Annotated in this window: 25 protein-coding genes; 14 read left to right on the top strand and 11 right to left on the bottom strand. The window is 66.3% G+C overall.

The features are described from left to right. Window positions 1–6: 6 nt before the first annotated feature. The gene (locus tag AC1DYU_RS16705) at window positions 7–1,248 is read right to left on the bottom strand and encodes an O-antigen ligase family protein (RefSeq protein ID WP_476792600.1); all 1,242 of its coding nucleotides are present in this window, start codon (window positions 1,246–1,248) and stop codon (window positions 7–9) included. After that, window positions 1,245–2,795 (bottom strand): undecaprenyl-phosphate glucose phosphotransferase, encoded by a 1,551-nt coding sequence (locus AC1DYU_RS16710; RefSeq protein WP_476792601.1) that lies wholly within the window; start codon window positions 2,793–2,795, stop codon window positions 1,245–1,247. The genes AC1DYU_RS16705 and AC1DYU_RS16710 overlap by 4 nt, the downstream gene beginning before the upstream one ends. Before the next feature lie 538 nt (window positions 2,796–3,333). Between AC1DYU_RS16710 and AC1DYU_RS16715 the strand changes: the two genes are divergently transcribed. Further along, a complete protein-coding gene (locus AC1DYU_RS16715) occupies window positions 3,334–3,705 on the top strand; it encodes a DMT family transporter (RefSeq protein ID WP_476792602.1) in 372 nt (123 codons plus the stop codon). Next, the gene (gene mdtI, locus AC1DYU_RS16720) at window positions 3,702–4,055 is read left to right on the top strand and encodes a multidrug/spermidine efflux SMR transporter subunit MdtI (protein WP_476792603.1); all 354 of its coding nucleotides are present in this window, start codon (window positions 3,702–3,704) and stop codon (window positions 4,053–4,055) included. Before AC1DYU_RS16715 ends, mdtI begins: the two co-directional genes overlap by 4 nt. 27 nt (window positions 4,056–4,082) lie before the next feature. Here the strand turns inward: mdtI and AC1DYU_RS16725 are convergent, their stop codons facing one another. Then, on the bottom strand, window positions 4,083–5,246 hold the full coding sequence (locus tag AC1DYU_RS16725) for a glycosyltransferase family 4 protein (RefSeq protein ID WP_476792604.1): 1,164 nt from the start codon (window positions 5,244–5,246) through the stop codon (window positions 4,083–4,085). Between the two features lie 20 nt (window positions 5,247–5,266). Then, the gene (locus AC1DYU_RS16730; protein ID WP_158487222.1) at window positions 5,267–5,827 is read right to left on the bottom strand and encodes a polysaccharide biosynthesis/export family protein; all 561 of its coding nucleotides are present in this window, start codon (window positions 5,825–5,827) and stop codon (window positions 5,267–5,269) included. Between the two features lie 192 nt (window positions 5,828–6,019). On the opposite strand from AC1DYU_RS16730, the gene AC1DYU_RS16735 reads away from it, so the two are divergent. Next, the gene (locus tag AC1DYU_RS16735; RefSeq protein WP_476792605.1) at window positions 6,020–8,206 is read left to right on the top strand and encodes a GumC family protein; all 2,187 of its coding nucleotides are present in this window, start codon (window positions 6,020–6,022) and stop codon (window positions 8,204–8,206) included. Between the two features lie 9 nt (window positions 8,207–8,215). Here AC1DYU_RS16735 and AC1DYU_RS16740 read toward each other — a convergent pair whose 3' ends face one another. After that, window positions 8,216–9,460, bottom strand: coding sequence for a GNAT family N-acetyltransferase (locus AC1DYU_RS16740; protein WP_476792606.1), 1,245 nt, complete (start codon window positions 9,458–9,460; stop codon window positions 8,216–8,218). 134 nt (window positions 9,461–9,594) lie between these two features. Between AC1DYU_RS16740 and AC1DYU_RS16745 the strand changes: the two genes are divergently transcribed. Next, entirely contained in the window at window positions 9,595–10,662 is a 1,068-nt protein-coding gene (locus AC1DYU_RS16745; protein WP_476792607.1) for a polysaccharide deacetylase family protein, read from the top strand. 43 nt (window positions 10,663–10,705) lie between these two features. Here AC1DYU_RS16745 and AC1DYU_RS16750 read toward each other — a convergent pair whose 3' ends face one another. Then, on the bottom strand, window positions 10,706–10,915 hold the full coding sequence (locus tag AC1DYU_RS16750; protein ID WP_476792608.1) for a DUF2842 domain-containing protein: 210 nt from the start codon (window positions 10,913–10,915) through the stop codon (window positions 10,706–10,708). 149 nt (window positions 10,916–11,064) lie between these two features. On the opposite strand from AC1DYU_RS16750, the gene AC1DYU_RS16755 reads away from it, so the two are divergent. Beyond that, window positions 11,065–12,132 (top strand): COX15/CtaA family protein, encoded by a 1,068-nt coding sequence (locus AC1DYU_RS16755; protein ID WP_476792609.1) that lies wholly within the window; start codon window positions 11,065–11,067, stop codon window positions 12,130–12,132. Between the two features lie 123 nt (window positions 12,133–12,255). Here the strand turns inward: AC1DYU_RS16755 and AC1DYU_RS16760 are convergent, their stop codons facing one another. The 3 genes from AC1DYU_RS16760 to AC1DYU_RS16770 all read right to left on the bottom strand — a co-directional run bounded on the left by AC1DYU_RS16760 (window position 12,256) and on the right by AC1DYU_RS16770 (window position 15,226). Next, window positions 12,256–13,533 carry an O-acetylhomoserine aminocarboxypropyltransferase gene (locus AC1DYU_RS16760; protein ID WP_476792610.1) on the bottom strand — a complete coding sequence of 426 codons (1,278 nt, stop codon included), beginning with the start codon at window positions 13,531–13,533 and terminating at the stop codon, window positions 12,256–12,258. A gap of 148 nt (window positions 13,534–13,681) precedes the next feature. Continuing rightward, the gene (locus tag AC1DYU_RS16765; protein WP_476792611.1) at window positions 13,682–14,212 is read right to left on the bottom strand and encodes a CoA-binding protein; all 531 of its coding nucleotides are present in this window, start codon (window positions 14,210–14,212) and stop codon (window positions 13,682–13,684) included. Between the two features lie 201 nt (window positions 14,213–14,413). Continuing rightward, complete coding sequence (locus tag AC1DYU_RS16770) at window positions 14,414–15,226, bottom strand: enoyl-CoA hydratase (RefSeq protein ID WP_476792612.1); 813 nt, start codon at window positions 15,224–15,226, stop codon at window positions 14,414–14,416. Window positions 15,227–15,347: 121 nt separating this feature from the next. Here AC1DYU_RS16770 and AC1DYU_RS16775 point away from each other — a divergent pair, with 121 nt between their 5' ends. Continuing rightward, window positions 15,348–15,776 carry a PaaI family thioesterase gene (locus tag AC1DYU_RS16775; RefSeq protein WP_476792613.1) on the top strand — a complete coding sequence of 143 codons (429 nt, stop codon included), beginning with the start codon at window positions 15,348–15,350 and terminating at the stop codon, window positions 15,774–15,776. 115 nt (window positions 15,777–15,891) lie between these two features. Here AC1DYU_RS16775 and AC1DYU_RS16780 read toward each other — a convergent pair whose 3' ends face one another. Continuing rightward, window positions 15,892–16,686 carry a substrate-binding domain-containing protein gene (locus AC1DYU_RS16780; protein WP_476792614.1) on the bottom strand — a complete coding sequence of 265 codons (795 nt, stop codon included), beginning with the start codon at window positions 16,684–16,686 and terminating at the stop codon, window positions 15,892–15,894. A gap of 241 nt (window positions 16,687–16,927) precedes the next feature. On the opposite strand from AC1DYU_RS16780, the gene rplM reads away from it, so the two are divergent. From rplM to argC, 7 genes are all read left to right on the top strand, one after another. Next, window positions 16,928–17,389, top strand: a complete 462-nt coding sequence (gene rplM, locus AC1DYU_RS16785; protein ID WP_158487213.1) for a 50S ribosomal protein L13 — start codon at window positions 16,928–16,930, stop codon at window positions 17,387–17,389. Window positions 17,390–17,391: 2 nt separating this feature from the next. Continuing rightward, a complete protein-coding gene (gene rpsI, locus AC1DYU_RS16790; protein ID WP_476792615.1) occupies window positions 17,392–17,871 on the top strand; it encodes a 30S ribosomal protein S9 in 480 nt (159 codons plus the stop codon). 229 nt (window positions 17,872–18,100) lie between these two features. Further along, entirely contained in the window at window positions 18,101–18,853 is a 753-nt protein-coding gene (locus AC1DYU_RS16795; protein WP_476792616.1) for an SDR family oxidoreductase, read from the top strand. Window positions 18,854–18,966: 113 nt separating this feature from the next. Then, window positions 18,967–19,839, top strand: coding sequence for a hypothetical protein (locus AC1DYU_RS16800; RefSeq protein WP_158487210.1), 873 nt, complete (start codon window positions 18,967–18,969; stop codon window positions 19,837–19,839). Window positions 19,840–19,936: 97 nt separating this feature from the next. Next, window positions 19,937–20,218: a hypothetical protein gene (locus tag AC1DYU_RS16805; protein WP_476792617.1), complete on the top strand. Its 282-nt coding sequence runs from the start codon at window positions 19,937–19,939 to the stop codon at window positions 20,216–20,218. 18 nt (window positions 20,219–20,236) lie between these two features. Then, on the top strand, window positions 20,237–21,193 hold the full coding sequence (gene speB, locus AC1DYU_RS16810; RefSeq protein WP_476792618.1) for an agmatinase: 957 nt from the start codon (window positions 20,237–20,239) through the stop codon (window positions 21,191–21,193). A gap of 497 nt (window positions 21,194–21,690) precedes the next feature. After that, window positions 21,691–22,626 (top strand): N-acetyl-gamma-glutamyl-phosphate reductase, encoded by a 936-nt coding sequence (argC, locus tag AC1DYU_RS16815; RefSeq protein WP_476792619.1) that lies wholly within the window; start codon window positions 21,691–21,693, stop codon window positions 22,624–22,626. Between the two features lie 76 nt (window positions 22,627–22,702). Here the strand turns inward: argC and AC1DYU_RS16820 are convergent, their stop codons facing one another. Next, window positions 22,703–23,551: a fumarylacetoacetate hydrolase family protein gene (locus tag AC1DYU_RS16820; RefSeq protein ID WP_476792620.1), complete on the bottom strand. Its 849-nt coding sequence runs from the start codon at window positions 23,549–23,551 to the stop codon at window positions 22,703–22,705. Window positions 23,552–23,977: 426 nt separating this feature from the next. Between AC1DYU_RS16820 and AC1DYU_RS16825 the strand changes: the two genes are divergently transcribed. Further along, window positions 23,978–25,306 (top strand): OmpP1/FadL family transporter, encoded by a 1,329-nt coding sequence (locus AC1DYU_RS16825; protein ID WP_476792621.1) that lies wholly within the window; start codon window positions 23,978–23,980, stop codon window positions 25,304–25,306. The last annotated feature ends 21 nt before the right edge of the window (window positions 25,307–25,327 follow it).

Consider the following 25,327-nt stretch of genomic DNA (forward strand, 5'->3'; position numbering starts at 1 on the left):
CGCGGCCTATCGCGCCGGGCCTTGGGCTCGCGGCAGTGCGGCCAGCCCCCAGACCAGTCCAAGCATCAGGTAGAAGTGCCGCCAGTGATCGGTGTCGATCTGAATGCCCTGCAGGATGGTGACGAACAGAACCGACCAGAGCGCGATGGCGTGATTCTGGGTTGGGCCTCGCCGGAAGACGAGGCGCCAGCCGATGTAAAACGTCGCCATCGTCAGAGCGAGCCAGGCGAAGCCTCCGAGCCAGCCATAGGAGGCGAAGGCGTTGACATAGACGTTGTGGGGATCCTGCTGATTGAAAATCCAGCGGAAGCGCAGCGGGCCGAAGCCGTTGGGCGCGTCCAGCAGCAGCGGTATCGACCGCAATTGACTGCCGAAGCGGCCGGTCACGCCCTGATCGTAGCTCTGGTCGAGGCTGGCCCGCTCCTGGAAGACCGCGCGGATGTCGTCGAAGGACAAGGCGACCATCAGCGCCAGGGCTGCCAGCAGCAGCGTCGCCAGCGTCAGGGCAACGATCCGCGCGCGGCGCGACGCGCTGGGCGCGACCAGGAAGGAGAGTGTCACCATGATCAGCACGGAGGCCGCGAGATTGCCCCAGCCACCGCGCGAGAAGGTCAGGAATAGCGCCGCCAGCGGGACGCTGATCGAGAGCAGGCCGCGCAGCAGCCCGCATCGGCCGATCAGGATATGCTGGATACCGAAAACGATCGGCAGCACCAGGTAGGGACCGAGCACGTTCGGGTCCTTGAAGGTGCCCGAGGCGCGTCCATAGAGCGTGAAGCTGTCGCCGAGGCCTGCGACGTTGAAGTAGCCGAGAAGGCCGGCAATGCTCGCGCACCAGACCGCGAAGAGATAGCCTTTCCGCAGCGTCTCCAGCCGTCCGAGGGAATCCTCGGCGATGATCGCCGCGAGGACCACGGCCGTGATCATCAGGTAAAGCGAAACCGCGATGAAGCGGACGGCATCGGGGTCGCTCATCCACGGGATCAGCGAGAACAGGCCTCCGACGTTGAAGGCCAGCAGCAGGAACGCCAGGGGCAACAGCCTCTGCGAAAACCGGATTCCGGTCACCGCGAAAACCAGGAGAACGAGGAGGAACGAGATCTCGTAGGGCGACGGTTCTATCAGGGCGACCCAGCTCGAGGCGGTCAGGAGCCAAAGCGCGCCGCGTGTGATCGAGGCATAGGAAATCGCGAGGCCGCGGCGGCGGCCCGATCCTCGCTCGACAGCAGGGTCTGCGAGCGTGTTCAATAGGCGTTCTCGTTCTTCGTCATCAGCGAGAACGGCGTCTTCACGAGGATGTAGAGGTCGAGCAGCACCGACCAGTTCTCGATGTAATAGAGGTCGTGCTCGACGCGTCGCTGGATCTTGTCCTCGGTGTCGGTCTCACCGCGCCAGCCATTGACCTGTGCCCAGCCGGTGATGCCGGGCTTGACCTTGTGGCGGGCGAAATAGCCGTCGACGACCTGCTCATAGGCGCGGTTGGAGGCCGTGGCGTGGACCGCATGCGGGCGCGGGCCGACCAGCGAGAGATCGCCGCGCAGGACGACGTTGAGCAGCTGCGGCAGTTCGTCGAGCGAGGTCTTGCGGATGAAGCGGCCGACGCGGGTGACGCGCGGATCGTTCCTCGTCACCTGCTTGGCGGCGGCGTGGTCGGTCATCTCGTGGTAGAGCGAGCGGAACTTCAAAACCTCGATCTGCTCGTTGTTGAAGCCGTAGCGCTTCTGGCGAAACAGCACTGGCCCCTTCGAGTCGAGCTTGATCGCGATCGCGGTGGCCAGCATCACCGGCGACAGCACGAGGAGCGCCAGCATGCCGACGACCTTGTCGAAGACCCATTTGACGACGATGTCCCAGTCCGCGATCGGCCGGTCGAACACGTCCAGCACCGGAACCGCGCCGAAATAGGAATAGGAACGCGGCCGGAAGCGCAGCTTCGACATATGCGCCGAGAGCCGGATGTCGATCGGCAGCACCCAGAGCTTGCGCAGCATGGTGAGCAGCCGCGCCTCCGCCGAGATCGGCAGGGTGAAGATCACGAGATCGAGCTTGGTGCGGCGGGCGAACTCGACGAGATCGTCGATCGTGCCGAGCTTGGGATAGCCGGCGACGAGATCGGGCGAGCGGTCGTCGTTGCGGTCGTCGAACACGCCGCAGATGCGCAGGCCCGTGTCGCGCTGCGCTTCCAGCGCGCGGATCAGGGCCTCGCCGCCTTCGCCGCCGCCGACGATCGCCGTGCGCCGCTCCAGTCGGCCGGTCCTCGTCAGGTGCCGCACGCCAAGCATGATGATGAGGCGCTCGGTGAGCAGCGCGATGGCGCCGACGCCGTAAAAGCCCAACAGCCAGCCGCGCGAGACCTGATCGCCGATCTTGAGGAAGAAGAAGGTGGCCAGCGTGACCAGGAACAGCAAGGTCCAGCCGCTCGCGAGCCGGACCGCCATGGCGATGAAGTTTCTCAGCGCCCCGACATGATACAGATGCAGTGCCTGGAAGACCGCGAGCACGCCGACCGACAGCGCGGCGATGGTAACCTGGTAGGGCAGGGTGCTGTCGACATTGCCGGCAGCATAAAGCCAGTAGATCAGCCCGCCCGTGCCGATCACGGCCAGCACGTCGAGGACGCGCACCAGCCCCTCGATCATCACGGGCGAGAGCGTCGGCTTGACCGGCATGGCGGCGATGCGCTCCGCCAGCGGGTGAAAGACGCGCGTTCCGCTGCTGGCGGGCCCGAACATCTCGGGCGTTGCCGAGGCAGCCGCGTCCGCCTTGATCAGATCGCGGACATCGAAGGCACCCATGACGTCAAATCCCTGGTCGCTGCAACCGTGGTCGCTGTCGGCGAGGCCGGGCCCGTTGCCTTGGCCAGCCCGCTGATCTTGCCTCTGGCGTAGCCGAAAATGCTCACGGAAGGCTTAATCGGACAGGTCGCTGTTTCGGCAGGAGGAATGTGCCTTCGGGCGCGTTTGGCGCGCTCGTTCAGGGCGATCACGGCCTGCGATCGAAAACACGATTTTTCCTCGGCCGATCAAGGTATTGATGCAGTCGAAATCGCGCCGATTTCGCTCGAATTGCCATGATGGAAATCGCTGAAAAGTTGTTTTCAGTTGACTGGAAGCAACGATCGGGCTATGTGTTTCGGCGATGAGTGTCTGAGAAGCACATTTCTGCGCGATCAAGTTTTCGGCCCTGGCGGCCGGGATGTGATTGCCGTGCTGCTTTCGTGGTGGTCGCCACAGAGAGCCTTTTTATCCGGACTCTGATTTTCAACTCGAACTTTTGCTGAGCTGCCTGGCATCGCCCCCGCGATGCCCGTTGCCGGCTTGCCCCGTGTGCAACATGCCTTCCCACTGGTTCTTTCTGTTCGCGGCCATCGCCGTCGAGATCGTCGCGACGGCCGCGCTGAAGTCGGTCGTCTCCGCTCCCTGGCTGGTCGCGCTTCTGCCGCTGGCCCTGATCGGCCTCTCCTTCGCGCTGCTCAGCATCGCGCTGCGCGTCATCCCTCTGGCTGTCGCCTATGCGGTCTGGGAGGGGCTTGGAATCGTCGGCATCGCCGCCGCCGGCCACTTGCTCTTCGGCGAGCATTTGACCGCCGGGCGCATGCTGGCGCTCGCCGCTATTCTGGCCGGCATCCTTCTGCTCGAACGCGGCGTCGGCGACGAGCATGCTGGTGAGCCTCGAAATACCGGGATCAACGGGAGGCTGGCGTGATCGGTCCCCTGATGACCAACCCCATGGTGCCCCAAACGCTTGCCATCGCCTGGCTGGCTCTGGCCGTGGTGCTCGAGGTTTCGGGCTCCTGCCTGCTCAAGCTCTCCGACGGCATGCGCCTGCGCCTGCCGGGTCTGCTCGGCATTGTCCTGGTGATCGGCGCTTTCGCCGCGCTGGCCCAGGCCATTCGCGGCATGGACCTTTCCGTCGCCTATGCGGTCTGGGGCGGGGCGGGACTGGTCGTCACCGCGATTGTCGGCGCGCTGGCCTTCGGGCAACGCATCAGGCCGGTGGGCTGGGCCGGCATCGGCCTGGTCATCGTGGGCGTGGTCGCCCTCAAGCTGCTTTGAGCGGAGTGTTTGAGGGGACTTGGCCGATCAGGCCCTGGCCCGCTTCGCCATCGCGTCGTGATAGGCCGTGATGACGCCGTCGATCATCGCATCGAGCTGGAAGTTCTCGCGGACATGCCGCGCCAGATCCGTCGCCTCGGCCGCCCGCTCGGCATCGGGCGTGGCGAGCGCTTTTGCGATCGCGTCGGCGAGGATGACGGGGTCGTTGGTGGGGATCAGCCGGTCCCTGTGGCGCGGCCCGTAGATCTCGTTGATGCCGCCGACATCGGTGGAGACCAACGGCTGCGCCGCCGCAGCCGCCTCCAGGATGACGTAGGGCAGCGATTCGGCCCGCGACGGCACGACCATGACCTGAGCGCGAGACAAGGCCCTGCGGATTGGGCCCGGAGGCTCGAAGACGCATTGCTCCGCGATGCCGCGTGACACGGTCAGCGCGCGCAGAGCCGCCTCGTCCGGTCCCGAGCCGACGATCAGGATGCGCGGCGTCAAGGCGTCGCGGCTCTTGAGCAGGCTGAGCGCGTCGATCAGTGTGTCGATGCCCTTGGCCGAGCGCAGTTCGCCGAGATAGACGAGGTCGAACGTCGCGTCCGCATGGTCGATCGGCTCGAATTCCGGCTCTGAGATGCCGTTCAGTACGATCCGGTGGTCGGTGCGCGGCAAATGGCCGATATGCGCCTCGAAGCGGCCGGCGATGAAGCGGCTCTCGAACAGGAACATGTCGGTGGCGCGCTCAAGCAGCCGCTCGACCGCCATATAGACCTTATGCTCCGTGCCGCCCGGCTTGTAGTTGAAGCTGCCGCCATGAGGCGTATAGGCCGTGACGTAGCGGCGGCCGGGGCTGACGAGCGCCGGCAGGCGGCCGTAGAGCCCGCCCTTCGAGCCGTGGCAATGGACGACGTCGGGGTCGAGCCGGGAGCGCACCGAGATCGCGCTCATCTGCGCCTTGGCATCCGTCAGGCTCGGATAGCGCGACATCGGCACGCGCGTGATGCCGAGCGTCAGCAGGCCCGAGAGTTCGGCGAAGACATCGTCGGCGCGGGTGCCGCCGGTCGTGGAATCGCAGAAGATGCCGACATCATGGCCGCGCTGCGCCTGGCCGCGCGCGAGGTCGAGCACATGCCGGAACAGGCCGCCGAGCGGGGCCCGGAAGACATGCAGGATCCGCAGCCGCGGCGGCGAGGCGTCCGTCATCGAGCGGTCTCCGCGCAGCTCTAGAACCAGCGTTCCTTGATGACGATCGTGTCGCCGGGCTGGACCGGATAGGTGATCGGCACGCTCGCCGTGACGAGCTGGTCCTCGACCTGCCGCGTCACCTCGGCATAGGCGCGCTGGCCGCGCGGCGTGAAGCCACCGGCGATCGCGACGGCCGTCTGCACCGTCATGCCGTTCACATAGGGAAACTGGCCGGAATTGGTCACTTCTCCGAGCACGAAGAAGGGGCGGTAGGCATCGACCTCGACCGAGACCTTCGGCTCGCGCAGGAAGCCGCTACGCAGCCTGGCCTCGATCGCTTTCTCCAGCTGCTGGGTCGTGCGCCCCTGCGCCTCGACGGAGTCGATCAGCGGCATCGAAATTCGGCCGCTGCCATCCACCGCATAGATGTTGGAAAGATTGTCCTGGCCGAAGACGATGATGCGCAGCTTGTCGCCGCTCGCCAGCCTGTAGGGGCCACTCGCCTGCGCGAGTGCATAATCGGAGGCCGCATAGCGCGGCGTGCAGGCGCCCGCCGTCATGGCGACAGCCAAGGCGAGAGAGGCGAGACGTCGACTCATCACAAGCGATACCCATGCGGAACCCTGCCGAAGCATTGGCGCGATATGGTTAACAAAGGCTTCAGGAGGCGGGGCTCCGCTCGTGCCGGCGCAACCTTTACGCCCGTTCTTAACCCCGCACTAACCTTGCTGCGCTTTCATTGACGCTGCGTCCTGTCCTGGGCGCGAGAGTTTTGCGTGAATGGATGGGTCATGACCGCTCACACCGAGAGCCATGTCAGGGAGCAGGTTCGCGAGCAGACTGCGCGGAACGCTGAGGCTCGTGGCGACATGCTCGATCTTTCCGCGCTCTGGGTCGCGATCAAGCGGCGCAAGGCCTGGATCATAGGGCCGACGCTGGTCGTGTTCGGGCTGTCCTTCGTCGCTGTCAACGTCATCCCGCCGCGCTATACCGCAGAGGCCCGTATCCTGCTGGAGAACCGCGACAGCTTCTATACGCGTCCCGGCCAGACCGGCGGCGAGAGCTCGGGCCAGCAATTCGATTCCGAGGCCGTCCAGAGCCAGGTTCAGGTCGTCATGTCACGCGACCTGGCGCGCGAGGCGATCAAGCGGATCGGCCTGGTCGGCAACTCCGAATTCGACTCAGGGGCGGGTGCCCTCAGCACGCTGAAGAAGCTCGGCGTGCTGATCGGCATTGGCGGCCACCCCGCCGACCGCTCTCCCGAAGAGCGGGTGCTGGAAAAATATTACGATCGCCTGCTGGTCTATCCCGTAGGACGCTCGCGCATCGTCTCCGTCGAGTTCACCTCGCAGGACCCGGCGCTCGCCGCCAAGGGCGCCAACATCATCGCCAACACCTATCTGGAGACGCAGGAGGCGGCCAAGCAGGATACCGCGCGCAGCGCATCCTCCTGGCTCTCGACCACGATCGAGCCGCTGCGCAAACGCGTCGCCGAATCCGAGGCCAAGGTCGAGGAGTTCCGCTCGCGCAACGGCCTGCTGGTCGGCGCTAATAACACGACGATCAATGCCCAGCAGCTCGGCGATCTCTCGACGCAGCTGTCCGCCGCTCGCAGCCAGCAGGCCGAGGCGCAGGCCAAGGCCGGGCTGATCCGCGATGCGATCAAGCAGGGCCGCACCTTCGAGATTCCCGATGTCGCCAACAACGAGCTGGTGCGCCGGCTGATCGAGCAGCGCGTCAACCTGCGCGCCCAGATCGCCCTCGAATCGCGCAACCTCCTCTCCGAGCATCCGCGCATCAAGGAGCTGAACGCCCAGCTCGCCGACCTCGAAGGCCAGCTTCGCGCCGCCGCCGAGCGCACGGTGCGAACGCTGGAGAACGAGGCGAAGATCGCCGGCCAGCGCGTCGAGAGCTTCACCGCCGCTCTCGACGGCCAGAAGAAGAACGTCTCCACCGGCAATGACAGCGAGGTGCAGCTGCGCGCGCTTGAACGCGAGGCCCGCACGCTGCGCGAGCAGCTCGAGCAATACATGCTGCGCTATCGCGAGGCCGTCGCCCGCGACGGCCAGAACGCGACGCCGGCCGACGCCCGCGTGATCTCGCGCGCGGTCGAGCCGACCGAACCCTCCTTCCCGAAGAAGCTGCCGACCGTCCTGGTGGCGACGCTCGCGACCTTCCTGGGCGCGCTCGCCACGGTCGTTTCGCGCGAACTCCTCAACGGCCGCAGCGACGCGCCCGCGCCGCAGCCGCGCCGCGCCCCGAGCTGGGCCGGTGGTGCCACCAGGGCGCCGCCTCGCGCTGAAGGTGCCTCGGCCGATTCGCGCCGCGAGCGTGTCGCCGGCCTTCTGACGCATGGCGGTCGTCTCGGCCAGATCACGCTCGATCTCGCCCATCCCGAGCAGACGCTGGCCGATCTCGCCGAGCGGATCGAGGAGCCGGTGCGCGGCATGGCGCCGCTGGTGCTCGTGCTCGACGGAGCCGGCGAGGGCGCGGCGACGCCGACCGACCTTGCCGAGCTTCTGTCGCAGCGCTGCCGCTGCATCATCGTCGACCTCGCCGCCGACCGGGGCCGGAGCGAGGTGGGCTTTTCCGAACTGCTCGCCGGCGAAGCGCTGTTCTCCGACATCATCACCCGCGAGCCAAATTCGCGCTTGCACCGCATCGGCCCCGGCCGGGCCGGGCGGGACGCGGTCCTGGCCGCCTCCGACCTTGTCGAGGTCGCGCTGGATGCGCTCTGCGAGACCTATGACTGGGTTCTGGTCGCTGCCGCCTCGAACGATGAGGCGTCGGTGCTGGCCCCGCTGGCGGATCGTGCGCAGGGCGGGCTGGTCATGGCCGGTCAGCTCGGCAATGGCCACGCCGTCGAGGCGGCCTATCGGTTGGCCGAGATGACGAAGGCGCCGGTGACGCTGATGCTCGATTCGCCCGAGACCGCGCCGATGCGCGACCTGCTCGAGCGCGACGCCGCGCCGGTCTGAGGTTCCGGCCTAATCCTCGATCGCGCGGGCGGGGCCGCGGTTCAGCCAGCCCGAGACCCGCTGCGCCAGTTTCAGCGCGATCGGCGAGGCCTTGATCCGGCGCTTGGCCCAGCGCTTGGCGCGGGCGATGCTTGCGAAGGCGCGTCCCTTGGCGGTCAGCGGCAGGAAGCTGTCGACCAGTTCGTCGCGCTCGTCGCAGATCGTCGTCTTGTAGCGGGCTTCGCCGACGCCGAGATCGAACGTCGTGATCCCCTCGCGGCATTTCAGCCTGATCAGGTCGACCAGCAGGATTTCGCCTGGGCTGGTCTTGGCGACCTCGCTCTCCATGTCGAAGGAGGTCGCCATGCCGGAGAAGCGTTGCGCCTGTACCGCACCGACATAGGTCGCGACCGACCGGCCGGCGACATCGAGCGAATAGAGTTCGAGCACAGGCGCGGCATCGCCTTGGGCTTGCGCAGCGCGCTCGAGGAAGCTGCGCACCGAGGGTGGCGCGAAGGGGTCTGGTACGCCCATCATCGCGAAGCGCGCGGCCTTCTGCAGCAGGAACGCATCGATCACGCGCGCGATCTCGGCCGGTTCGCGGGCCCGCACCAGTTCCGATGGACCGAAGCTCGTGAAGCGGTTGCGCTTGTTCTTGAGTTTCTTGTGGGCGTGGCTGCTCATCGAGCGCCGCAGCGAGCCGTCGCAATCGCCGGCGACGAGGGCAAGCTTGTAGGCCCCGCTCGGGCTCGGCCCGGCCGCCAGCGCGGCCAGCGGATTGGCGACGCCCTGCCAATGCGTCGGCTGGTTGACGAAGATGAAGGCGTCGAGCCCGCCGATCGTGGCGCCGATCTCGTCCAGCATCAGCCGTGCCGAAGCGGCGTCCAGCGCGGCGGCGAAACCGGGCTCATAGAGGCCCATATGGTAGTTGGCGTGCTTGCCGCCGATGAATTCGGCGAAGCGGATGCCGTTGCGGCGGGTGATCACCAGCGGCAGGATCGCCAGCGGCCGCTCGGAGGCGTCGCGCAGCACGACATGGCGGAAGACCATGCCCTCGGATGCACCGACCGTCTCGACGAAGGGCGCGACCCAGCCATGGGCCTGATAGGGCGTCACCAGCGCGCTGGCTTCGAGCGCGTGCCAATCCGCCGCGACGGCTGCGATGTCGTCACTGATCGCGATGCTGTGCCATGGCCGCGCGACGCTGCTGCGGCTCTCGCTCGGGAGCGAGGCCGAGAGGCGCTCGGTCGGGGCATGTTCGGCAACGGCGGACATGGATGGCCGGCTCTCGGAAACGGATAAGTCTTGCTTCCTTAACCCGCTATTGTGAACGGACTGGGCAAGATCACGGCTCCTGGCCGAGACGATCGGCGAACAGCGTTAGCGAGCGGTTGCCGCGGATCCCGACGATGAGCTTTCGCGCTAAGAACTTGCGCCATCAGGCCTTCTCTGCCGCTTTCGCGGCGATCGCGGCGACGCGTGCCGACCGCTGGGGCAGGGGGCTTGCGCAGGGCGCCGGCGTCGTCCTGACCCTGCATCATGTCAGGCCACAACGGCAGGGCGGCTTCGCCCCCAACGGCCTGCTCGAGATCACGCCCGAATTCCTTGATCGCACCCTGATGCTGATCCGCGCCGAGGGCTATGATCTGGTCTCGCTCGATCAGGCGGTCGCGCGCCTGGCTTCCCCGCGCAAGGGCCGCTTCTTTGTCGCGCTGACCTTCGACGATGGCTATCGCGACAATGTCGAGCATGCCTGGCCGGTGCTGGCCAGCCATGGCGCGCCCTGGACGCTGTTCGTCACGACGGGCTTTGCCGACCGCACTGCGCGGCTCTGGTGGCTCGAGCTGGAGGAGTCGATCCGCGCGCTGCCGCAGATCGCGCTGACCCTGCCGGACGGCCCCTTCGCGGCGCGCGCCGGAAGCGACAACGAGAAGCAGCGCGCTTTTGAGTCGCTCTACTGGCGTCTGCGCAAACAGCCGGAAGCGATTCTGCTCTCAGCGATTTCCGATCTCGCCGGCCAGGCCGGCGTCGATGCCGCCGCGCTGGTCGAACGCGAATGCCTGCCCTGGGAAACGCTGCGCGCTTTGTCCGGCGCGCCCGGCGTGAGCATCGGGGCGCATACCCTGACCCATCCGATGCTGGCGAAGCATGATGCCGCGTTTGCGCAGATGGAAATGGCGGACGGCAAGGCCCGGCTGGAGGCCGAGCTCGGCATGCCCATCCGCCATTTCGCCTATCCGGTCGGCGATCCGAGCTCGGCGGGGCCGCGCGAGTTCGCGCTCGCGGCCGAGGCGGGTTTCAAGAGTGCGGTGACGACGCGGCCAGGGCATCTCTTCGCGGAGCATGCGGCCCATCCACACGCCCTGCCGCGCGTCTCGCTCAACGGCCTGCATCAGAGCGAAGCGGCCGTGCGGGCGCTGCTGTCGGGCCTGCCGTTCTGGCTCTGGAATCGCCGGCGGCGGCTGAACGTGGGGTAGCCAGAGCACGTCATGCTCGGGCTTGACCCGAGAATGACGGCGGCTAAACCTCGTCCTTCCGCTCCATCCATCGGATCAGCGGCAGCAGCGGCAGCACCCAGGCCAGCCCCAGCACGACATAGGCGACAGTCTGCACGAGCTTGGGCGCCTCGGTGATCCGCCCCTGCGCCAATGCCATGGCGATGAGCGCATAGACGCAGACGAAGACCAGGATGGAGATGGTGCCGATCAGCTTGCGGTGGGTCTGCCTCATCCTGAATTCTCCTGAGCGCCTGCCGGCCTGCGGCAATGCGGGCCAGCCTGCGGCAATGCGGGCGTTGTCTCCGCCCCGGCGCGCGGACTATCTGTCACCTGCGCCCGCGCTTGTGAAGCGTATCCGATGCGACCGAAGGCCCCGCTTCCGTGACGATAGCCCTCGAAAAACCCGCTCCGATCATTCTGCAGGGTGGCAGGCATGCCGGCATCCGCCGCTGGCTTTGGATCGTCGCGGCACTGGTCTTCGTCATGGTCGTGGTCGGCGGCGCAACCCGCCTGACAGGCTCGGGCCTCTCCATCACCGAATGGAAGCCGATCACCGGCGCGCTGCCGCCGCTCTCAGGCCAGGCCTGGGCGAACGAGTTCGCCAAATACCGCGAGAGCCCGCAATACCGGCTGCTCAATGAAGGCATGAGCCTCGGCGAGTTCCAGTTCATCTACTGGTGGGAATGGGGCCACCGCCAACTCGGCCGCTTCATCGGGCTGGTCTATCTCGCCGGTTTCCTTGTCGTGGCGGTTCGCCGCCTGCTGCCCTGGCGCCAGACGCTGATCCTGTTCGGCATGGGCCTGCTGCTCGGCCTGCAGGGCGCGATCGGCTGGATCATGGTGGCCTCGGGGCTGGAGCCCGGCATGGTCGCCGTTGCGCCCGTGAAGCTGACGTTGCATCTCACCTTCGCCGGGCTGTTCTTCGCCTCCGTCGTCGCTTTCGCCACCTGGCTGACGCCGCCGCGGCGGGTCGAGCCGGCGAGGGGACGCGGGATCGCCTGGCTCCTGCTGGCGCTGCTCTTCGGCCAGATCGCGCTCGGCGGCCTCGTCGCTGGCTCGCGCGCCGGCTTCACCTACAACACCTGGCCGTTGATGGATGGTGCGCTGGTTCCGGGCGCGCAGACGCTGTTCGTGCGTCCGTCATTCTGGGAAAACTTCGTCGACAACGCCGCTTTGGTGCAGTTCAACCACCGCCTCGGCGCCTATATGCTGCTGGCGCTGGCACTCTGGCATGCGGTCTCGCTGCGTCGGACCGCGCCGGGCTCAGGCCCCGCGAAGCGCGTCACCGCAATCGCCGGCCTGACACTCGCGCAGGCTGCGCTCGGCGTCGTCACGCTGCTGCTGGTCGTGCCGCTTTGGGCCGGCCTGGCCCATCAGGCGCTGGGTTTCATGGTGCTGGCGATGGGCGTGGTGCATGTGACGCGGACGGAAGGCGCGGCGCGCGCCTGAATCGCGCCGTCATGCTCGGGCTTGACCCGAGCATCTCGTGACGAGATTGCGCCGCTTCCCGTGCGTCTACGGCTTGAGATTCTCGGGTCTGCGCTTCGCTTCGCCCGAGAATTACGGCTCATCTTACGCCAGCGCCTGATCCAGATCGTCGATCAGGTCCTGCACATCCTCCAGCCCGATCGACAGGCGGATGACCTGCGGGCCGGCACCGGACGCCGTCTTCTGCTCGTCGCTGAGCTGGCGATGTGTGGTCGAGGCCGGGTGGATCACCAGCGAGCGCGTGTCGCCGATATTGGCCAGATGCGAGAACAGCTTCAGCTCGGTGACGAGCTTGACGCCGGCGTCATAGCCACCCTTCAGTCCGAAGGTGAAGACCGCGCCGGCGCCCTTGGGCGAATAGCGCTTGGCGAGTTCATGGTATTTGTCGCCGGTCAGGCCGGGATAGCTGACCCACTCGACCGCCGGGTGCTTCGCCAGATGCGACGCGACCCACAGCGCGCTGTCGCAGTGCCTCTGCATGCGCAGCGGCAGCGTCTCGATCCCCGTCAGGATCATGAAGGCGTTGAAGGGCGAGAGCGCCGGGCCCATGTCGCGCAGGCCAAGCACGCGGCAGGCGATGGCGAAGGCGAAATTGCCGAAGGTCTCGCCGAGAACCATGCCGTTGTACTCGGGCCGGGGCTTCGACAACATCGGATAGCGCGCATCGCCGACCCAGTTGAACGAGCCGCCATCGACGATGATGCCGCCGATCGAATTGCCGTGTCCGCCGAGGAACTTGGTCAGCGAATGCACGATGATGTCGGCGCCATGCTCGAACGGCCGGATCAGGTAGGGCGTCGCCATCGTGTTGTCGACGATCAGCGGGATGTTGTGCTTTTTCGCAATCGCCGAGATGCCGGCGATGTCGACGATGACGCCGCCGGGATTGGCGATGGACTCGATGAAGATCGCCTTGGTCTTCGGCGTCACGGCCGCGGCGAAGGATTCCAGATCGTCGGAATCGGCCCAGATCACGTTCCAGCCGAAGTTCTTGTAGGAATGGTTGAACTGGTTGATCGAGCCGCCATAGAGCTTGCGGGCCGCGACGAACTCGTCGCCCGGCTGCATCAGCGCGTGGAAGCAGAGGAATTCGGCCGCATGGCCGGAGGCGACGGCGAGCGCCGCCGTGCCGCCCTCAAGCGCCGCGACGCGCTCTTCGAGCACCGCATTCGTCGGGTTGCCGATGCGGGTGTAGATGTTGCCGAAGGCCTGCAGCCCAAACAGCGAGGCGGCATGGTCGACATCGTCGAAGACGAAGGACGTCGTCTGGTAGATCGGCGTGGCTCGGGCGCCCGTCGCCGCATCGGGCGCGGCGCCGGCATGGATGGCGAGCGTGTGAAATCCGGGTGCCCGGTCGGTCATGGCCTACTCCCTGCGATCTTCTGAATGCGAGACATGGCGTTCGTTTTAACGAACGCTCCGAAGGCCGTCAATTCAGGGGCGAGGCGCGAACCGGCTGGATGGCTTAGTCGGGCACGCAATAACGGCGAGCAGTCGCGTGCCTCTACGCTCACGTCCCCGGCCGGTGGATCGTCAGCTTCTGGAAGCCCTTGCCGGCCAGGACCGGCTTCTTCGATGACAATAGCCGCGAATTGATGCCCTGCCAGCCGATCTCGCCGGAAAACCGGCCATACTCGATCTTGGGGCAGCGGTTCATGATGACGGTGACGCCCTTCGCCTCAGCCTTCGCCGCCGCGTCGTCATTGCGCACCGAAAGCTGCATCCAGATGACCTTGGGCAGCGGATCGAGCGTCAGCGCCTCATCGGTGATCGGCCCCGCGGCTTCCGAATTGCGGAAGATCTCGACCATGTCGATCACGCCGGGGATCTCCTTGAGCGAGCCGTAGACCGTCCGGCCGAGCAGGGTCTGGCCGGCGAGGCCGGGATTGACCGGGACGACGTCATAGCCGCGATCGATCAGGTATTTCGTCACGATCCAGCTCGGCCGCGCTTCGCTGGCGGAGGCGCCGACCAGCGCGATGCGCTTCACGCTCTTCAGGATGTCGCGGATCAGGCTGTCGGGGTAGGCGTCGTGGGTCATGTTAGGCTCAGGTCTGGAAGGCGAGGGCGCGGGGACCCCCTCTCCTGTAAGGAGAGGGGTAGGGGTGAGGTGTAGGCCAAATATCGTTGGCTGGCACTTGGCAGCGGTTGGGTCACGGCGTCACTGGTCGAGGGGCCGACCCCTCACCCTACCCTCTCCCTATGGGAGAGGGTTCCCCGCGCCACCACGGCGCAGTCGGACCTACGCCTCCCACACCGGAGCGCGTTTCTCCACAAACGCCCCGATGCCTTCCTCCGCATCGCGCGCGAGCATGTTCTCGACCATCACCGCGCTGGCGTGATCATAGGCCGCCGCAAGTCCCATCTCGCGCTGCTCGTAGAAGGCGCGCTTGCCGATGCGGATCGTCGCCGGTGATTTGGAAGCGATGACGCCGGCGAGCCGCTGCGCCTCCGCCAGCGCGCCGCCCGCCGGCACGACGCGGTTGACCAGCCCCATCCTGTGCGCCTCGCCGGCCGGCACCATCTCGCCCAGCAGCAGCATCTCCAGCGCGTGCTTGGGCGAGAGGTTGCGCGACAGCGCCACCATCGGCGTCGAGCAGAACAGGCCGATATGGACGCCGGGCGTGCAGAAGCGCGCGGCCTCACTCGCAACGGCGAGGTCGCAGCTCGCCACGAGCTGGCAGCCGGCCGCCGTCGCCGTGCCCTCCACCGCCGCGATCACGGGCTGGGGCAGGGCGCTGATCTGCTGCATCACCTTCGAGCAGCGCCCGAGGATATCGGTGAAATAGGCGCGGCCCCGGTCGGCGTCAGTGCGATGCGCGCTCATTTCCTTGAGATCGTGACCGGCTGAGAAGACCGGCCCTTCACCCGCCAGAACGACCGCCTTGATGGTGCGGTCAGTCGCAATCGCGGCGAAGGCGTCACTGAGCGCCGCCAGCATCGCCTCGCTCAGCGGATTGCGCGATTGTGGCCGGTCGAGCGTCAGCGTCGCGACGCCTTCCGCATCCTCGCGCCGCAGCGCCGGCGCGGCATCGGGCCTGTGATGGGCATTCATGACGTCACCTTCAGCGTTTCCCTTTGCCTTTTGCCGTATTGTCGGCCGCGCTCCCTCATGCTGCAAGGGGCATGGCCTCACCTGGGCCTGCGCCGACCCCCGACACGAGCATCCGCCCGACATGACCATCGCCATGACCGCCTCCGAGCTCGAAGCCTATCTCGACCAGGTCTTTCCGCAGCTCCATCTCGGCGGCCGAACATATTTCGTCGAGGAGGTCGGGCCGATGAGCGCCCGGATGCGCTGCGACTATCACGAGAAGCATCTGCGCCCCGGCGGTACGATCTCGGGCCCGACCATGATGGCACTCGCCGATCTCGCGCTCTATGCCGCGATCCTCGGCCAGATCGGCCCGGTCGCGCTCGCGGTCACGACGAGCCTGAATTTCAACTTCCTGCGCAAGCCGGGTCCCACGGCGCTGATTGGGCAGGCGAAGCTGCTCAAGCTCGGCAAGCGCCTGGCAGTGGGCGAGGTCGCGCTGTTCTCGCAGGGCGAGAGCGAGATGGTCGCGCATGCGACGGGAACCTATTCGATCCCCGCCGAGCGCTGACCTCTTCCGTCATGGTCGGGCTTGTCCCGACCATCCACGCCTTCGCTCGTCGAGCTCTATGCCTAAGACGTGGATGCTCGCCACAAGGGCGAGCATGACGGCATGGCAGAGCCCCCTATTGCTTGACCGGCAGGGGTTCCAGCCCCGTCTTCCGGATCGCCGGCGCGGATTCGGGCGAACCCAGACAGGCGATCAGCTTCTTGGCGGCCTCGGGCTCCTTCGATCCGGCGGCGAGCCCGGCCGAGAACACCGTGACGCGCTGGACCTCTTCCGGCAGCGTGCCGACGAAATCCAGCCCCTCGATCGTCACCAGCTCGCTGACCTGCTGGAAGCCGAGTTCGGCCTCGCCGCGCGCCACCACCGTGCCGACGCGCTCGCTGAAGATCTTCTTGGCTTTCGCCATCACCGCGCCGCTCGGGTCGAGCTTGGGAAAGAGTTCCTCGGAGAGATAGGTCCCGCTGGCGCTGGCCGAATAGGCGATCGTCTTGGCCTCCATCAGCGTCTTCTTGAGGGCCGCGACCGTCGAGATGTCGGGCTTCGGCGCGCCGGCCTTGACCGAGAGGCCGATCGCCGAGCGCACCAGATCGACCCGGCTCCCCGGTATGCCCTTGCCCTCGGATGCCAGCTTGTCGAAGGCTTCGGCTGCAAGGATGACGATGTCGGCGGGTTCGCCGCGGGCGAGGCGGTTGGGGATAGCATCGGGCGCCGCGCCCATCGAGGCGCCATAGGCGCTCACGATCTTCTGGCCGATCTTCACCTCGCAGCCGGCGACGAGATCCTTGTACGCCGCCGTGAACCCGCCCGAACTCATGACATGGACATCGGCCAGGGCTGGCTGCGCGAAGGCGAGGGTGAGAGCGGTCAACGCGGCGGGAATGATTGTGCTGTTGGGCATCGTGGTTTTGGCCATGGAATGGTTCCTCCTCACCAATGATCGCGCGACCACGGCGCGAGGCGCAAGAGCAGCGCGGGAGAGCGCTACGGTATCAGGATACCGTTTCCAGCAGGGAATTGAAAAATAGACGTTTTTTGGATTTCGTGCGCTGTATCCATGCTTGACACCCGGCCGTCGGCTCTCTATCCCCGCCTCACATCGCCGCCGGTCTCCGGCGGCTTGTCATTTTTCTCCAGCCACCGAAGGGGTGCCCGCGATGAAGACCATCTCGCTCAAGCCCGCCGATGTCGAAAAGAAATGGGTTGTGATCGACGCCTCCGGGCTCGTCGTCGGCCGTCTCGCCGCTGTTGTGGCGTTGCGTCTGCGTGGCAAGCACAAGGCTGCCTACACGCCCCATGTCGACTGCGGCGACAACATCATCGTCATCAATGCCGACAAGATCGTCCTGACCGGCCGCAAGCGCGACCAGAAGGTCTACTATCACCACACCGGCTATGCCGGTGGCATCAAGGAGCGTTCCGCCAAGTTCATTCTCGAGGGTCGCTTCCCGGAGCGGATCGTCGAGAAGGCTGTTGAGCGCATGCTCCCGCGTGGCCCGCTGTTCCGCCAGATCCTCGGCAACCTGCGCGTCTACAAGGGCGGCGAGCATCCTCACGCAGCCCAGTCGCCGGAGGCGCTCGACGTCGCCGCGCTCAACCGCAAGAATGCGAGGGTCTGACCATGGCTGAAGTTCTCCAGTCTCTCGCCGATCTCGGCGGCGCCGCCAAGGCCGCGCAGCCGGATGCTCCCGTCCACGTCAAGAAGATCGACGCCCAGGGCCGCGCCTATGCCACCGGCAAGCGCAAGAACGCCATCGCCCGCGTCTGGATCAAGCCGGGCACCGGCAAGATCACGGTCAACACCCGTGATCAGGAAGTCTACTTCGCCCGTCCCGTGCTGCGCATGGTCCTGCAGCAGCCGCTGCAGCTCGTCGAGCGCATGACCCAGTACGACGTCGTCGTCACGGTCAAGGGCGGCGGTCTCTCTGGCCAGGCCGGCGCTGTCCGTCACGGCATCTCCAAGGCCCTGACCTTCTTCGAGCCCGAGCTTCGCGGCCCGCTCAAGAAGGGTGGCTTCCTGACCCGCGACTCGCGCGTCGTCGAGCGCAAGAAGTTCGGCAAGGCCAAGGCCCGCCGCAGCTTCCAGTTCTCGAAGCGCTGATCGTTTCTCGATCACCCGGTATGTGGAAAGGGCGGCTCGCAAGAGCCGCCCTTTTCGTATTCATTGCTCTCCCTCAGCCCTCATCCTGAGGAGACCGCGAAGCGGTCGTCTCGAAGGATGTTCCAGATGGTTCAGGAGCCTCCCGAAGCATCCTTCGAGACGCGTGCCTTCGGCTCGCTCCTCAGGATGAGGGCTTGAGTGTGAAGTGCCATCGTCCAAGGAGCCGCCCATGTCCCGACCCGTTCTCCTCGTCACCGGCGGTAGCCGGGGCATCGGCGCTGCCATCTGCATCATGGCGGCGCAACGCGGCTACGACGTCGCGGTCAACTACCAAGCCAATGCCGATGCGGCCGCAAAGGTCGTCGCGGCCTGCGAGGCGGCGGGTGCAAAGGCCGTGGCGCTCCAGGGCGACATGGCCAAGGACGCCGACATCGCCCGCGTTTTCGCGGAGGCCGCCGCGGCGCTCGGCCCGCTGACCCATGTCGTCAACAATGCCGGCATCACCGGGCCGGCGAGCAAGCTGGCGGATGCCGACCCGCAGGTGATCCGCACCTGCATCGACGTCAACGTCACCGGCGCGATCCTGGTCGCGCGCGAGGCCGCCCGCGCCTTGCTCGCCAATGGCGCGGCGAAGGACAGGGCGATCGTCAACATCTCCTCGATCGCGGCGGGCCTCGGTTCGGCCGACGAGTTCGTCTGGTATGCGGCCTCGAAGGGCGCGATCGATTCCTTCACCCTCGGCCTTGCCAAGGAACTGGCGCCGACCGGCATCCGCGTCAACGCGGTGGCGCCGGGCATGACCGAGACCGACATCCACGCGATCTCGTCGGGCGAGCCTGGCCGCGTCGCACGCATCGCACCGTCGATCCCGGTGAAGCGCGCCGCGCAGCCTGAGGAAATCGCCGAGGTGGTGCTGTTCGCACTGTCGGGCGCGGCGTCCTATGTGGTCGGTTCGATCCTGCGCGTCGGCGGCGGGCGCTGAGGCACAGCGGTTTCTGTACTGCGGGGGGCTGGCACTTTGGCTCTGCTATGGTACGTTTCTGGACTGGCCAAGCCTGCCGAGTGAATCCGCTTGTTCTATTGAGGGGGTTAGTCATGCCGGATGTCGTCAAGAAGCCACAGAAGACGATCGGCTCGGCCGTGGGCCGGCAGCCGGCCTTGAACTCAGTCAAGGATCAGCAAACGATCATCACGCTGCTGCACCGGATTCTACCGGAAGACGGCGGCACCGGCACGATCCTGCCGCCTCCGACCGCCAACGGGCAGGCCTCGAAAGAGGTGATCGCGGCGATCGTCAAGTTTCAGAACAAGAATGTGCCGTTGAAGTTTCGAGACGGTCGCGTCGATCCCCATGGCTTTACGCTGGGCAAGCTGAACGAACTCGCCCGCAGCGTCTTCCCGGTCGATCCCTTTCCGTTCCCGGTCGATCCAATCGATCCTCCGAAGCCGGTGCCGAAGCCGCTCCCGCCGCCGCCGCCGACACCCGCTGTCATACGCATCCTGGGCTTCTCCGCGACGAACTTCGTGATCGACGGCAATGCAAGCATCTCGTTCAGCGTAGGGCCGACCGGAGGCGCGTTGGCGCGGTTCTTCATCCTGGAGGATGGCGACCCGGAGCAGCATCTGTTCGACTTCGCGGGCGTGACGCTGGGCAAGGGTCCGTTCCCCTTCGGATTGAACGTAGCGCCTGCGAGCTTTCCGAGCACGGGGTCGCGCATCATGTCGCGCCGGCCGATGAACAATCGCAACGACCTCAAGGGCGCGACCTCGATCATCGCCGCGTCCTCCAACTTTCCGGGCGCGCCCGGCGGCGGAAGTTTTGCGCTCGTGCTGTTCGGCACCAATATCACTGGCGGCAGTATCACCATCTCGGATGCACTCAAAAGTGCCGGGGCCTTCGGCGTCGCCGTCGGCATCTTCGCCGGTCTGGATGTCGGCGCGTCCGTGGCGGCCGGCGTTCTGGTCTGAACCGGCCGGCCTCCGATCGCGGCTTTGCGGCAGTGCCGAGCTTGAGGCCGACGCGGTTCATGCTACAGGGGCCGAATCGTTCTCGTCCGGCTCCCTCATGCGCGTCCTCCTGATCCTGATCGCCTTCGGTATGATCGCCGTGCCGGCCCTGCTTGCGCTGGCGCGCCATGACCTGCCGCGTGGCCGCCGCATCGGCAACGCGCTGGCGATCTTCCTCGCGCCGGCCGTCGCGCTTGGGCTGATCCATGGCGTGCCGGAACTCGATGGCCGCGCGCTCCAGAACCCGGTCGCATGGACGACGCTGCGGCTCGTCCTGTCCGGCCTCGCCCTGATCCTGCCCTGGTGCCTTTATGTCTGGCTCGCCGGCGCGCGCCGCTGACTCGCAACGGACCCTGACATGACCGAGCCCGCCGATACGCCGCCGATCGACCACGCCTTCACCGGCGACAGGCGAGGGCCGGCGCAGGATCCGACCTATGCCGGCGCGCTCTCCTTCATGCGGCGGCGCTATTCCAAGGATGTCTCCGGCTGCGACCTGGTGATCTGGGGCGTGCCCTTCGACCTCGCCGTCTCGAACCGTCCGGGCACGCGCTTTGGGCCGCAGGCTCTGCGCCGCGCCAGCGTGATCTTCGATGGCGACGCGCAATATCCCTCGCGCATCGACCCGTTCGAGCGGCTGAGCGCTGTCGACTATGGCGACTGCCTGCTGCCGCGCAGCGACCTGCAGGGCTGCGCCCGGGCGATCGAGCACGAGGCGGCCGGCATCATCGCCTCAGGTGCCCATCTCGTCACGTTGGGCGGCGATCACTTCATCACGCTGCCGCTGCTGCGCGCCCATGTCGCCCGCCACGGCCGGCTGGCGCTGGTCCAGTTCGACGCCCATCAGGACACCTGGGATGACGGCGTCGGCGCGATCAGCCACGGCTCCTTCGTCCTGGAGGCCGTGCGCGAGGGGCTGATCGACACCGAGCGGTCGATCCAGATCGGCCTGCGCACGGTCGCGCCGCGCGATTGCGGGCTCGAGGTGCTCGACGCCTATGCCGCGCATGAACTCGGCGTCGCCGGCACGATCGCGCGGATCCGGCAGCGCGTCGGCGCGGGGCCGGCCTATCTCACCTTCGACATCGACGCGCTCGACCCCGCCTTCGCGCCCGGCACGGGTACGCCGGTTGCAGGAGGCTTCACCTCGGATCAGGCGCTGCGCATGGTCTGGGGCATCCGCGACCTCGATTTTCGCGGCATGGACATCGTCGAGGTCTCGCCGCCCTACGACCACGCCGACGCCACCGCGATCGCCGGCTCGGCGGTGGCGCAGCACTACATCCAGGGGCTGGCGCTGAAGAAGGCTGGTTGAATCAGGCAGGCAGCAGAACGGGCCAACCGATTCCAATCACGTTGCAATCAAGCGCGCGGGGAACCCTCTCCCATAGGGAGAGGGCAGGGTGAGGGGTCGGCCGTTTGACGTCTTGGTCGTGACCTCACCGCTGCTTTTGCTCAAGCAACTGGTCCAGGGGCCTACACCTCACCCCTGCCCCTCTCACTGAACTCGGGTAATACCCGAGTTCAGCACTCTGAGTGTCGAAGTCGGGTATACCCGACTTCGATGCAGGAGAGGGGTTCCCCGCGGCTATTATCGACGGGGAGATCGCATCATTGACAGCAGGCCCTCCCTCCATCATATCCACCTCATGACCACGAACCTGTCCCGACGTCGCCCGAACCCGGCCGCCCTTGCGCGACCGCGATGACGCTCGGCTGTTAGCCCGAATGTCCGCGACCGCGCCACGAGCGCGGTTTTTTTATGCCTGAAGCCGACGAAACATCCAGCTTTCGCACCCATCGGGGGTCCAGATGAGCCAGAACCTGAAATCCATCTTCATCGACGGCGAGGCCGGTACCACGGGCCTCGGCATCCGCGACCGCTTGGCGGCCGTGCCCGAGGTCATGGTGAAGAGCATCGCGCCTGAGAAGCGCAAGGATCCGGCCGCCCGCAAGGACATGATGGCGGGCGTCGATCTGGTCGTGCTCTGCCTGCCCGACGATGCGGCCCGGGAATCGGTGGCGCTCGCCGATGAACTCGGCAGCGACGCGCCCAAGATCGTCGATGCGGCGACGGCGCACCGCGTCGCGCCGGGCTGGGTCTATGGCTTCGCCGAACTCGCGCCCGGCCATGCCGGGAAGATCGCCAACGCCAACCGGGTCTCGAACCCCGGCTGCTATCCGACGGGCGGCATCGCTCTGCTGCGGCCGCTGATCGATGCCGGGCTGCTGGCGCAGGACCATCCCATCACCGTCAATGCGGTGTCGGGCTATTCCGGCGGCGGCAAGAGCATGATCGAAGCCCATGAAGCCGGCACGGCGCCGGCCTTCGAGCTCTACGGCCTCGGCCTCAAGCACAAGCACCTGCCGGAATTGCAGGAATACGCCCGGTTGACGCGGCGGCCGATCTTCGTGCCCTCGGTCGGGAATTTCCGGCAGGGCATGCTGGTCTCGATCCCGCTGCATCTCGACCTGTTGCCCGGCAAGCCGAAGGCGGCCGATCTGGAGGATGCGCTGGCCGAGCACTATGCCGGCTCGACCTATGTCAGCGTCGTCCCCGCAGCCCAGGCGGGCGGCAAGCTGGAGCCGGAATCGCTGAACGACACCAACAAGCTCGAACTGCGGGTCTTCGGCGACGACGACCTGAAGCAGGCCGTGCTGGTCGCCAAGCTCGACAATCTCGGCAAGGGCGCCTCTGGTGCGGCCGTCCAGAACATCCGGCTGATGCTGGGTCTTTCGGAGACGTGAACCGTTGGCCCACATCCGCCGACCATAAAAAAGGGCCGCTTGCGCGGCCCTTTTTCGTTTTCAACGGGAATGACCGTCAGGCCTTATAGGCGACGAAGTTCTGCTTCTGCGTGCCCAGACCCTCGATGCCGAGGGTCACGACCTCGCCGCCCTTCAGGAAGCGCGGCGGCTTGAAGCCGAGGCCGACGCCGGGAGGCGTGCCGGTGGTGATGACGTCGCCCGGATCGAGCCGCATGAACTGGCTGATATAGTGGACGAGATAGGCGGCGCCGAAGATCATCGTCTTGGTCGAGCCGTTCTGGACGCGTTCGCCGTCGATCTCGAGCCACATGCCGAGGTTCTGGATGTCCTTGATCTCGTCGGTAGTGACCAGCCAGGGGCCGAGCGGCCCGAAGGTCGGGCAGCCCTTGCCCTTGGCCCATTGCCCGCCGCGCTCGATCTGGAACTCGCGCTCCGAGACGTCGTTGCAGACGCAGAAGCCGGCGATCGCTGCCATGGCCTTGTCTTCCGGGATGTAGGAGCCGCCATCGCCGATGACGATCGCGAGTTCGACCTCCCAGTCCGTCTTCACCGAGCCCTTGGGGATGACGACGTCGTCATTGGGGCCGACGATGCAGTTCGGCGCCTTGTTGAAGAGAATCGGCTCCTTGGGAATCTCGGCGCCGGTCTCGGCGGCGTGATCGGCGAAGTTCAGCCCGACCGCGATGAAGTTTCTGACATCACCGACGCAGGCGCCAAGCCGCGGCGAGCCCGAGACGACGGGAAGCGATTCGGGGTCGAGCGCCCCAATCTTAGCCAGCGAGGCGGCAGTCAGGGCCTTGCCGGCCAGATCCGGAATGGTGCCCGAGAGGTCGCGCAGGACGCCCTTGGAATCGAGCAAAGCCGGTTTTTCCTGGCCCAGCGCACCGTAACGTAGCAGTTTCACGTCGTTTCCCCCGTTTCAAACGATCTAATTGGGGGGCGATCCTGACAAGATGGCGCCGCGAAAGACAAGCCTGTTCGCGCGCATGGCGCTGCTGCACCCCGCACCCGGTGCGATTGTTGCGCGAATGCAACGAGCGCGCCGAAAGCTGCATGCCTGCGAATTGTGCGCCGCTGGCGCGTTTCGAACCAGAATCGGGAAAAAGCACGATAGTTCTTATATAAACGATATTTTTCAGCCGCACTTCGAGCCGGCAATACAAAAAACCTGCGATTTCGGTCGATTTTGGCTGTTCCCTAGCGGAAAGAGACCTCGCCGTGGCGGAATCGCGGCATTGAAGGCGGGATTGCGGCGGCAATCGGCTCGGGCCATGCTCCCAATCGAGCGGGGCGCTGAAGCCTCGAAGAAACGAGAGACGGGATGGATTTGATGAAGGGCATCGTTCGCACAGCTGCTGCCGCCACGGTCTCGGTTGCCGCTCTCCTTGCTGCTGGCGCGGCGCAGGCGAGTTCCTTCGCCATTCGCAGCGGCCAGAGCGCCGAGGGTCTCGGCATGGCTTATGCGGGTGCGGCCTCGGGCGGCATCGGCATGGGCGCGATGGCCTGGAACCCGGCGACGATCACGATGTTCCCCGGCCGCAACAGCCAGTGGAACTACACCTATCTCAACGCCAATGCGTCCTATGATCCGACCTCGACGACGCGCCTGGGTGCGCCGAACGGCCCGGCGAGCCCGGTCCAGAACGGCACCGGCAATATCGGTGGCGACGGCGCCGGCATCCCGGCCTCCTATTCCGCCTGGCAGCTGACCGATCGGTTCTGGATCGGCCTGACCACGGGGGCGCCTTACGGCTTGCGCTCGAAGCCTGAGAATCAGGCGCACGCCGCGCAGGTCTATGGCCGCTCGGCCAAGGTGATGACGATCAACGTCTCCCCGACGATCGGCTACAAGGTCAGTGACTGGCTGTCGGTCGGCGCCGCGCTGCAGGTCCAGTATTTCGACACCAAGCTGAAGACCGCCTCCGGCATCGCTCCGACTGCGGCGCCCGTGATCGTTGAAGGCGATACGATCGATTTCGGCTACCGCATCGGCGCGACGCTGACGCCGAGGGACGGCACCACCATCGGTATCGCCTATCGCTCGTCGATCCGGCAGACGCTGGAGGGCACCTTCCGCACGCCTCTCGGCATCGTCCCGATCAAGGCGAATCTCAACCTGCCGGATTCGGTGGTGTTTGGTGTGTCGCAGGTCATCAACGATCAGTGGCAGGCCCATCTTGGCGTCGAGTGGACGAACTGGAGCCGCTTCCGCCGCATCCCGATCGTCAACGAGCTGACGGGAGGTCCGCTCGCGGCTTTGCCCAGCCTGAACTTCGTCTATGACGATTCCTGGTTCTTCAGCACCGGTCTCGAATACAAGTACAACCGCGACCTGACGCTGCGGGCCGGCGTCGCCTACGAGCTCTCGGCGGTGAATGACCAGAACCGGACGATCTACATCTCCGACAACGACCGGCTCTGGCTCTCGGCCGGCGCCAGCTATCAGGTCACCGACAAGCTGAAGCTCGATCTCGGCTACACCTACATCCACGTCAACAAGGCGCGGGTGAGCTACACCGGCGCCCATCCGCAGCAGGCGGCCGTGTTCTACACCGCCGAGGCCAAGCCCTATATCCACATCCTCTCGGCCGGCCTGACCTATCGCTGGGACAACCCTGCGGAAACGATTCCGGTGCAGCCGGTCGTCCGCAAGTTCTGACGGCTCACCACCCGATCGACG

The organism is Allobosea sp. P2_B12, from assembly GCF_056404835.1.

Bases quoted from the DNA above. Each gene is read 5' to 3' on its own strand.
- AC1DYU_RS16710 (WP_476792601.1), bottom strand. From the start codon at position 2,795: ATGGGTGCCTTCGATGTCCGCGATCTGATCAAGGCGGACGCGGCTGCC.
- AC1DYU_RS16715 (WP_476792602.1), top strand. From the start codon at position 3,334: ATGCCTTCCCACTGGTTCTTTCTGTTCGCGGCCATCGCCGTCGAGATC.
- AC1DYU_RS16725 (WP_476792604.1), bottom strand. From the start codon at position 5,246: ATGACGGACGCCTCGCCGCCGCGGCTGCGGATCCTGCATGTCTTCCGG.
- AC1DYU_RS16730 (WP_158487222.1), bottom strand. From the start codon at position 5,827: ATGAGTCGACGTCTCGCCTCTCTCGCCTTGGCTGTCGCCATGACGGCG.
- AC1DYU_RS16735 (WP_476792605.1), top strand. From the start codon at position 6,020: ATGACCGCTCACACCGAGAGCCATGTCAGGGAGCAGGTTCGCGAGCAG.
- AC1DYU_RS16740 (WP_476792606.1), bottom strand. From the start codon at position 9,460: ATGTCCGCCGTTGCCGAACATGCCCCGACCGAGCGCCTCTCGGCCTCG.
- AC1DYU_RS16745 (WP_476792607.1), top strand. From the start codon at position 9,595: ATGAGCTTTCGCGCTAAGAACTTGCGCCATCAGGCCTTCTCTGCCGCT.
- AC1DYU_RS16750 (WP_476792608.1), bottom strand. From the start codon at position 10,915: ATGAGGCAGACCCACCGCAAGCTGATCGGCACCATCTCCATCCTGGTC.
- AC1DYU_RS16760 (WP_476792610.1), bottom strand. From the start codon at position 13,533: ATGACCGACCGGGCACCCGGATTTCACACGCTCGCCATCCATGCCGGC.
- AC1DYU_RS16765 (WP_476792611.1), bottom strand. From the start codon at position 14,212: ATGACCCACGACGCCTACCCCGACAGCCTGATCCGCGACATCCTGAAG.
- AC1DYU_RS16770 (WP_476792612.1), bottom strand. From the start codon at position 15,226: ATGAATGCCCATCACAGGCCCGATGCCGCGCCGGCGCTGCGGCGCGAG.
- AC1DYU_RS16775 (WP_476792613.1), top strand. From the start codon at position 15,348: ATGACCATCGCCATGACCGCCTCCGAGCTCGAAGCCTATCTCGACCAG.
- AC1DYU_RS16780 (WP_476792614.1), bottom strand. From the start codon at position 16,686: ATGGCCAAAACCACGATGCCCAACAGCACAATCATTCCCGCCGCGTTG.
- rplM (WP_158487213.1), top strand. From the start codon at position 16,928: ATGAAGACCATCTCGCTCAAGCCCGCCGATGTCGAAAAGAAATGGGTT.
- rpsI (WP_476792615.1), top strand. From the start codon at position 17,392: ATGGCTGAAGTTCTCCAGTCTCTCGCCGATCTCGGCGGCGCCGCCAAG.
- AC1DYU_RS16795 (WP_476792616.1), top strand. From the start codon at position 18,101: ATGTCCCGACCCGTTCTCCTCGTCACCGGCGGTAGCCGGGGCATCGGC.
- AC1DYU_RS16800 (WP_158487210.1), top strand. From the start codon at position 18,967: ATGCCGGATGTCGTCAAGAAGCCACAGAAGACGATCGGCTCGGCCGTG.
- AC1DYU_RS16805 (WP_476792617.1), top strand. From the start codon at position 19,937: ATGCGCGTCCTCCTGATCCTGATCGCCTTCGGTATGATCGCCGTGCCG.
- speB (WP_476792618.1), top strand. From the start codon at position 20,237: ATGACCGAGCCCGCCGATACGCCGCCGATCGACCACGCCTTCACCGGC.
- argC (WP_476792619.1), top strand. From the start codon at position 21,691: ATGAGCCAGAACCTGAAATCCATCTTCATCGACGGCGAGGCCGGTACC.
- AC1DYU_RS16825 (WP_476792621.1), top strand. From the start codon at position 23,978: ATGAAGGGCATCGTTCGCACAGCTGCTGCCGCCACGGTCTCGGTTGCC.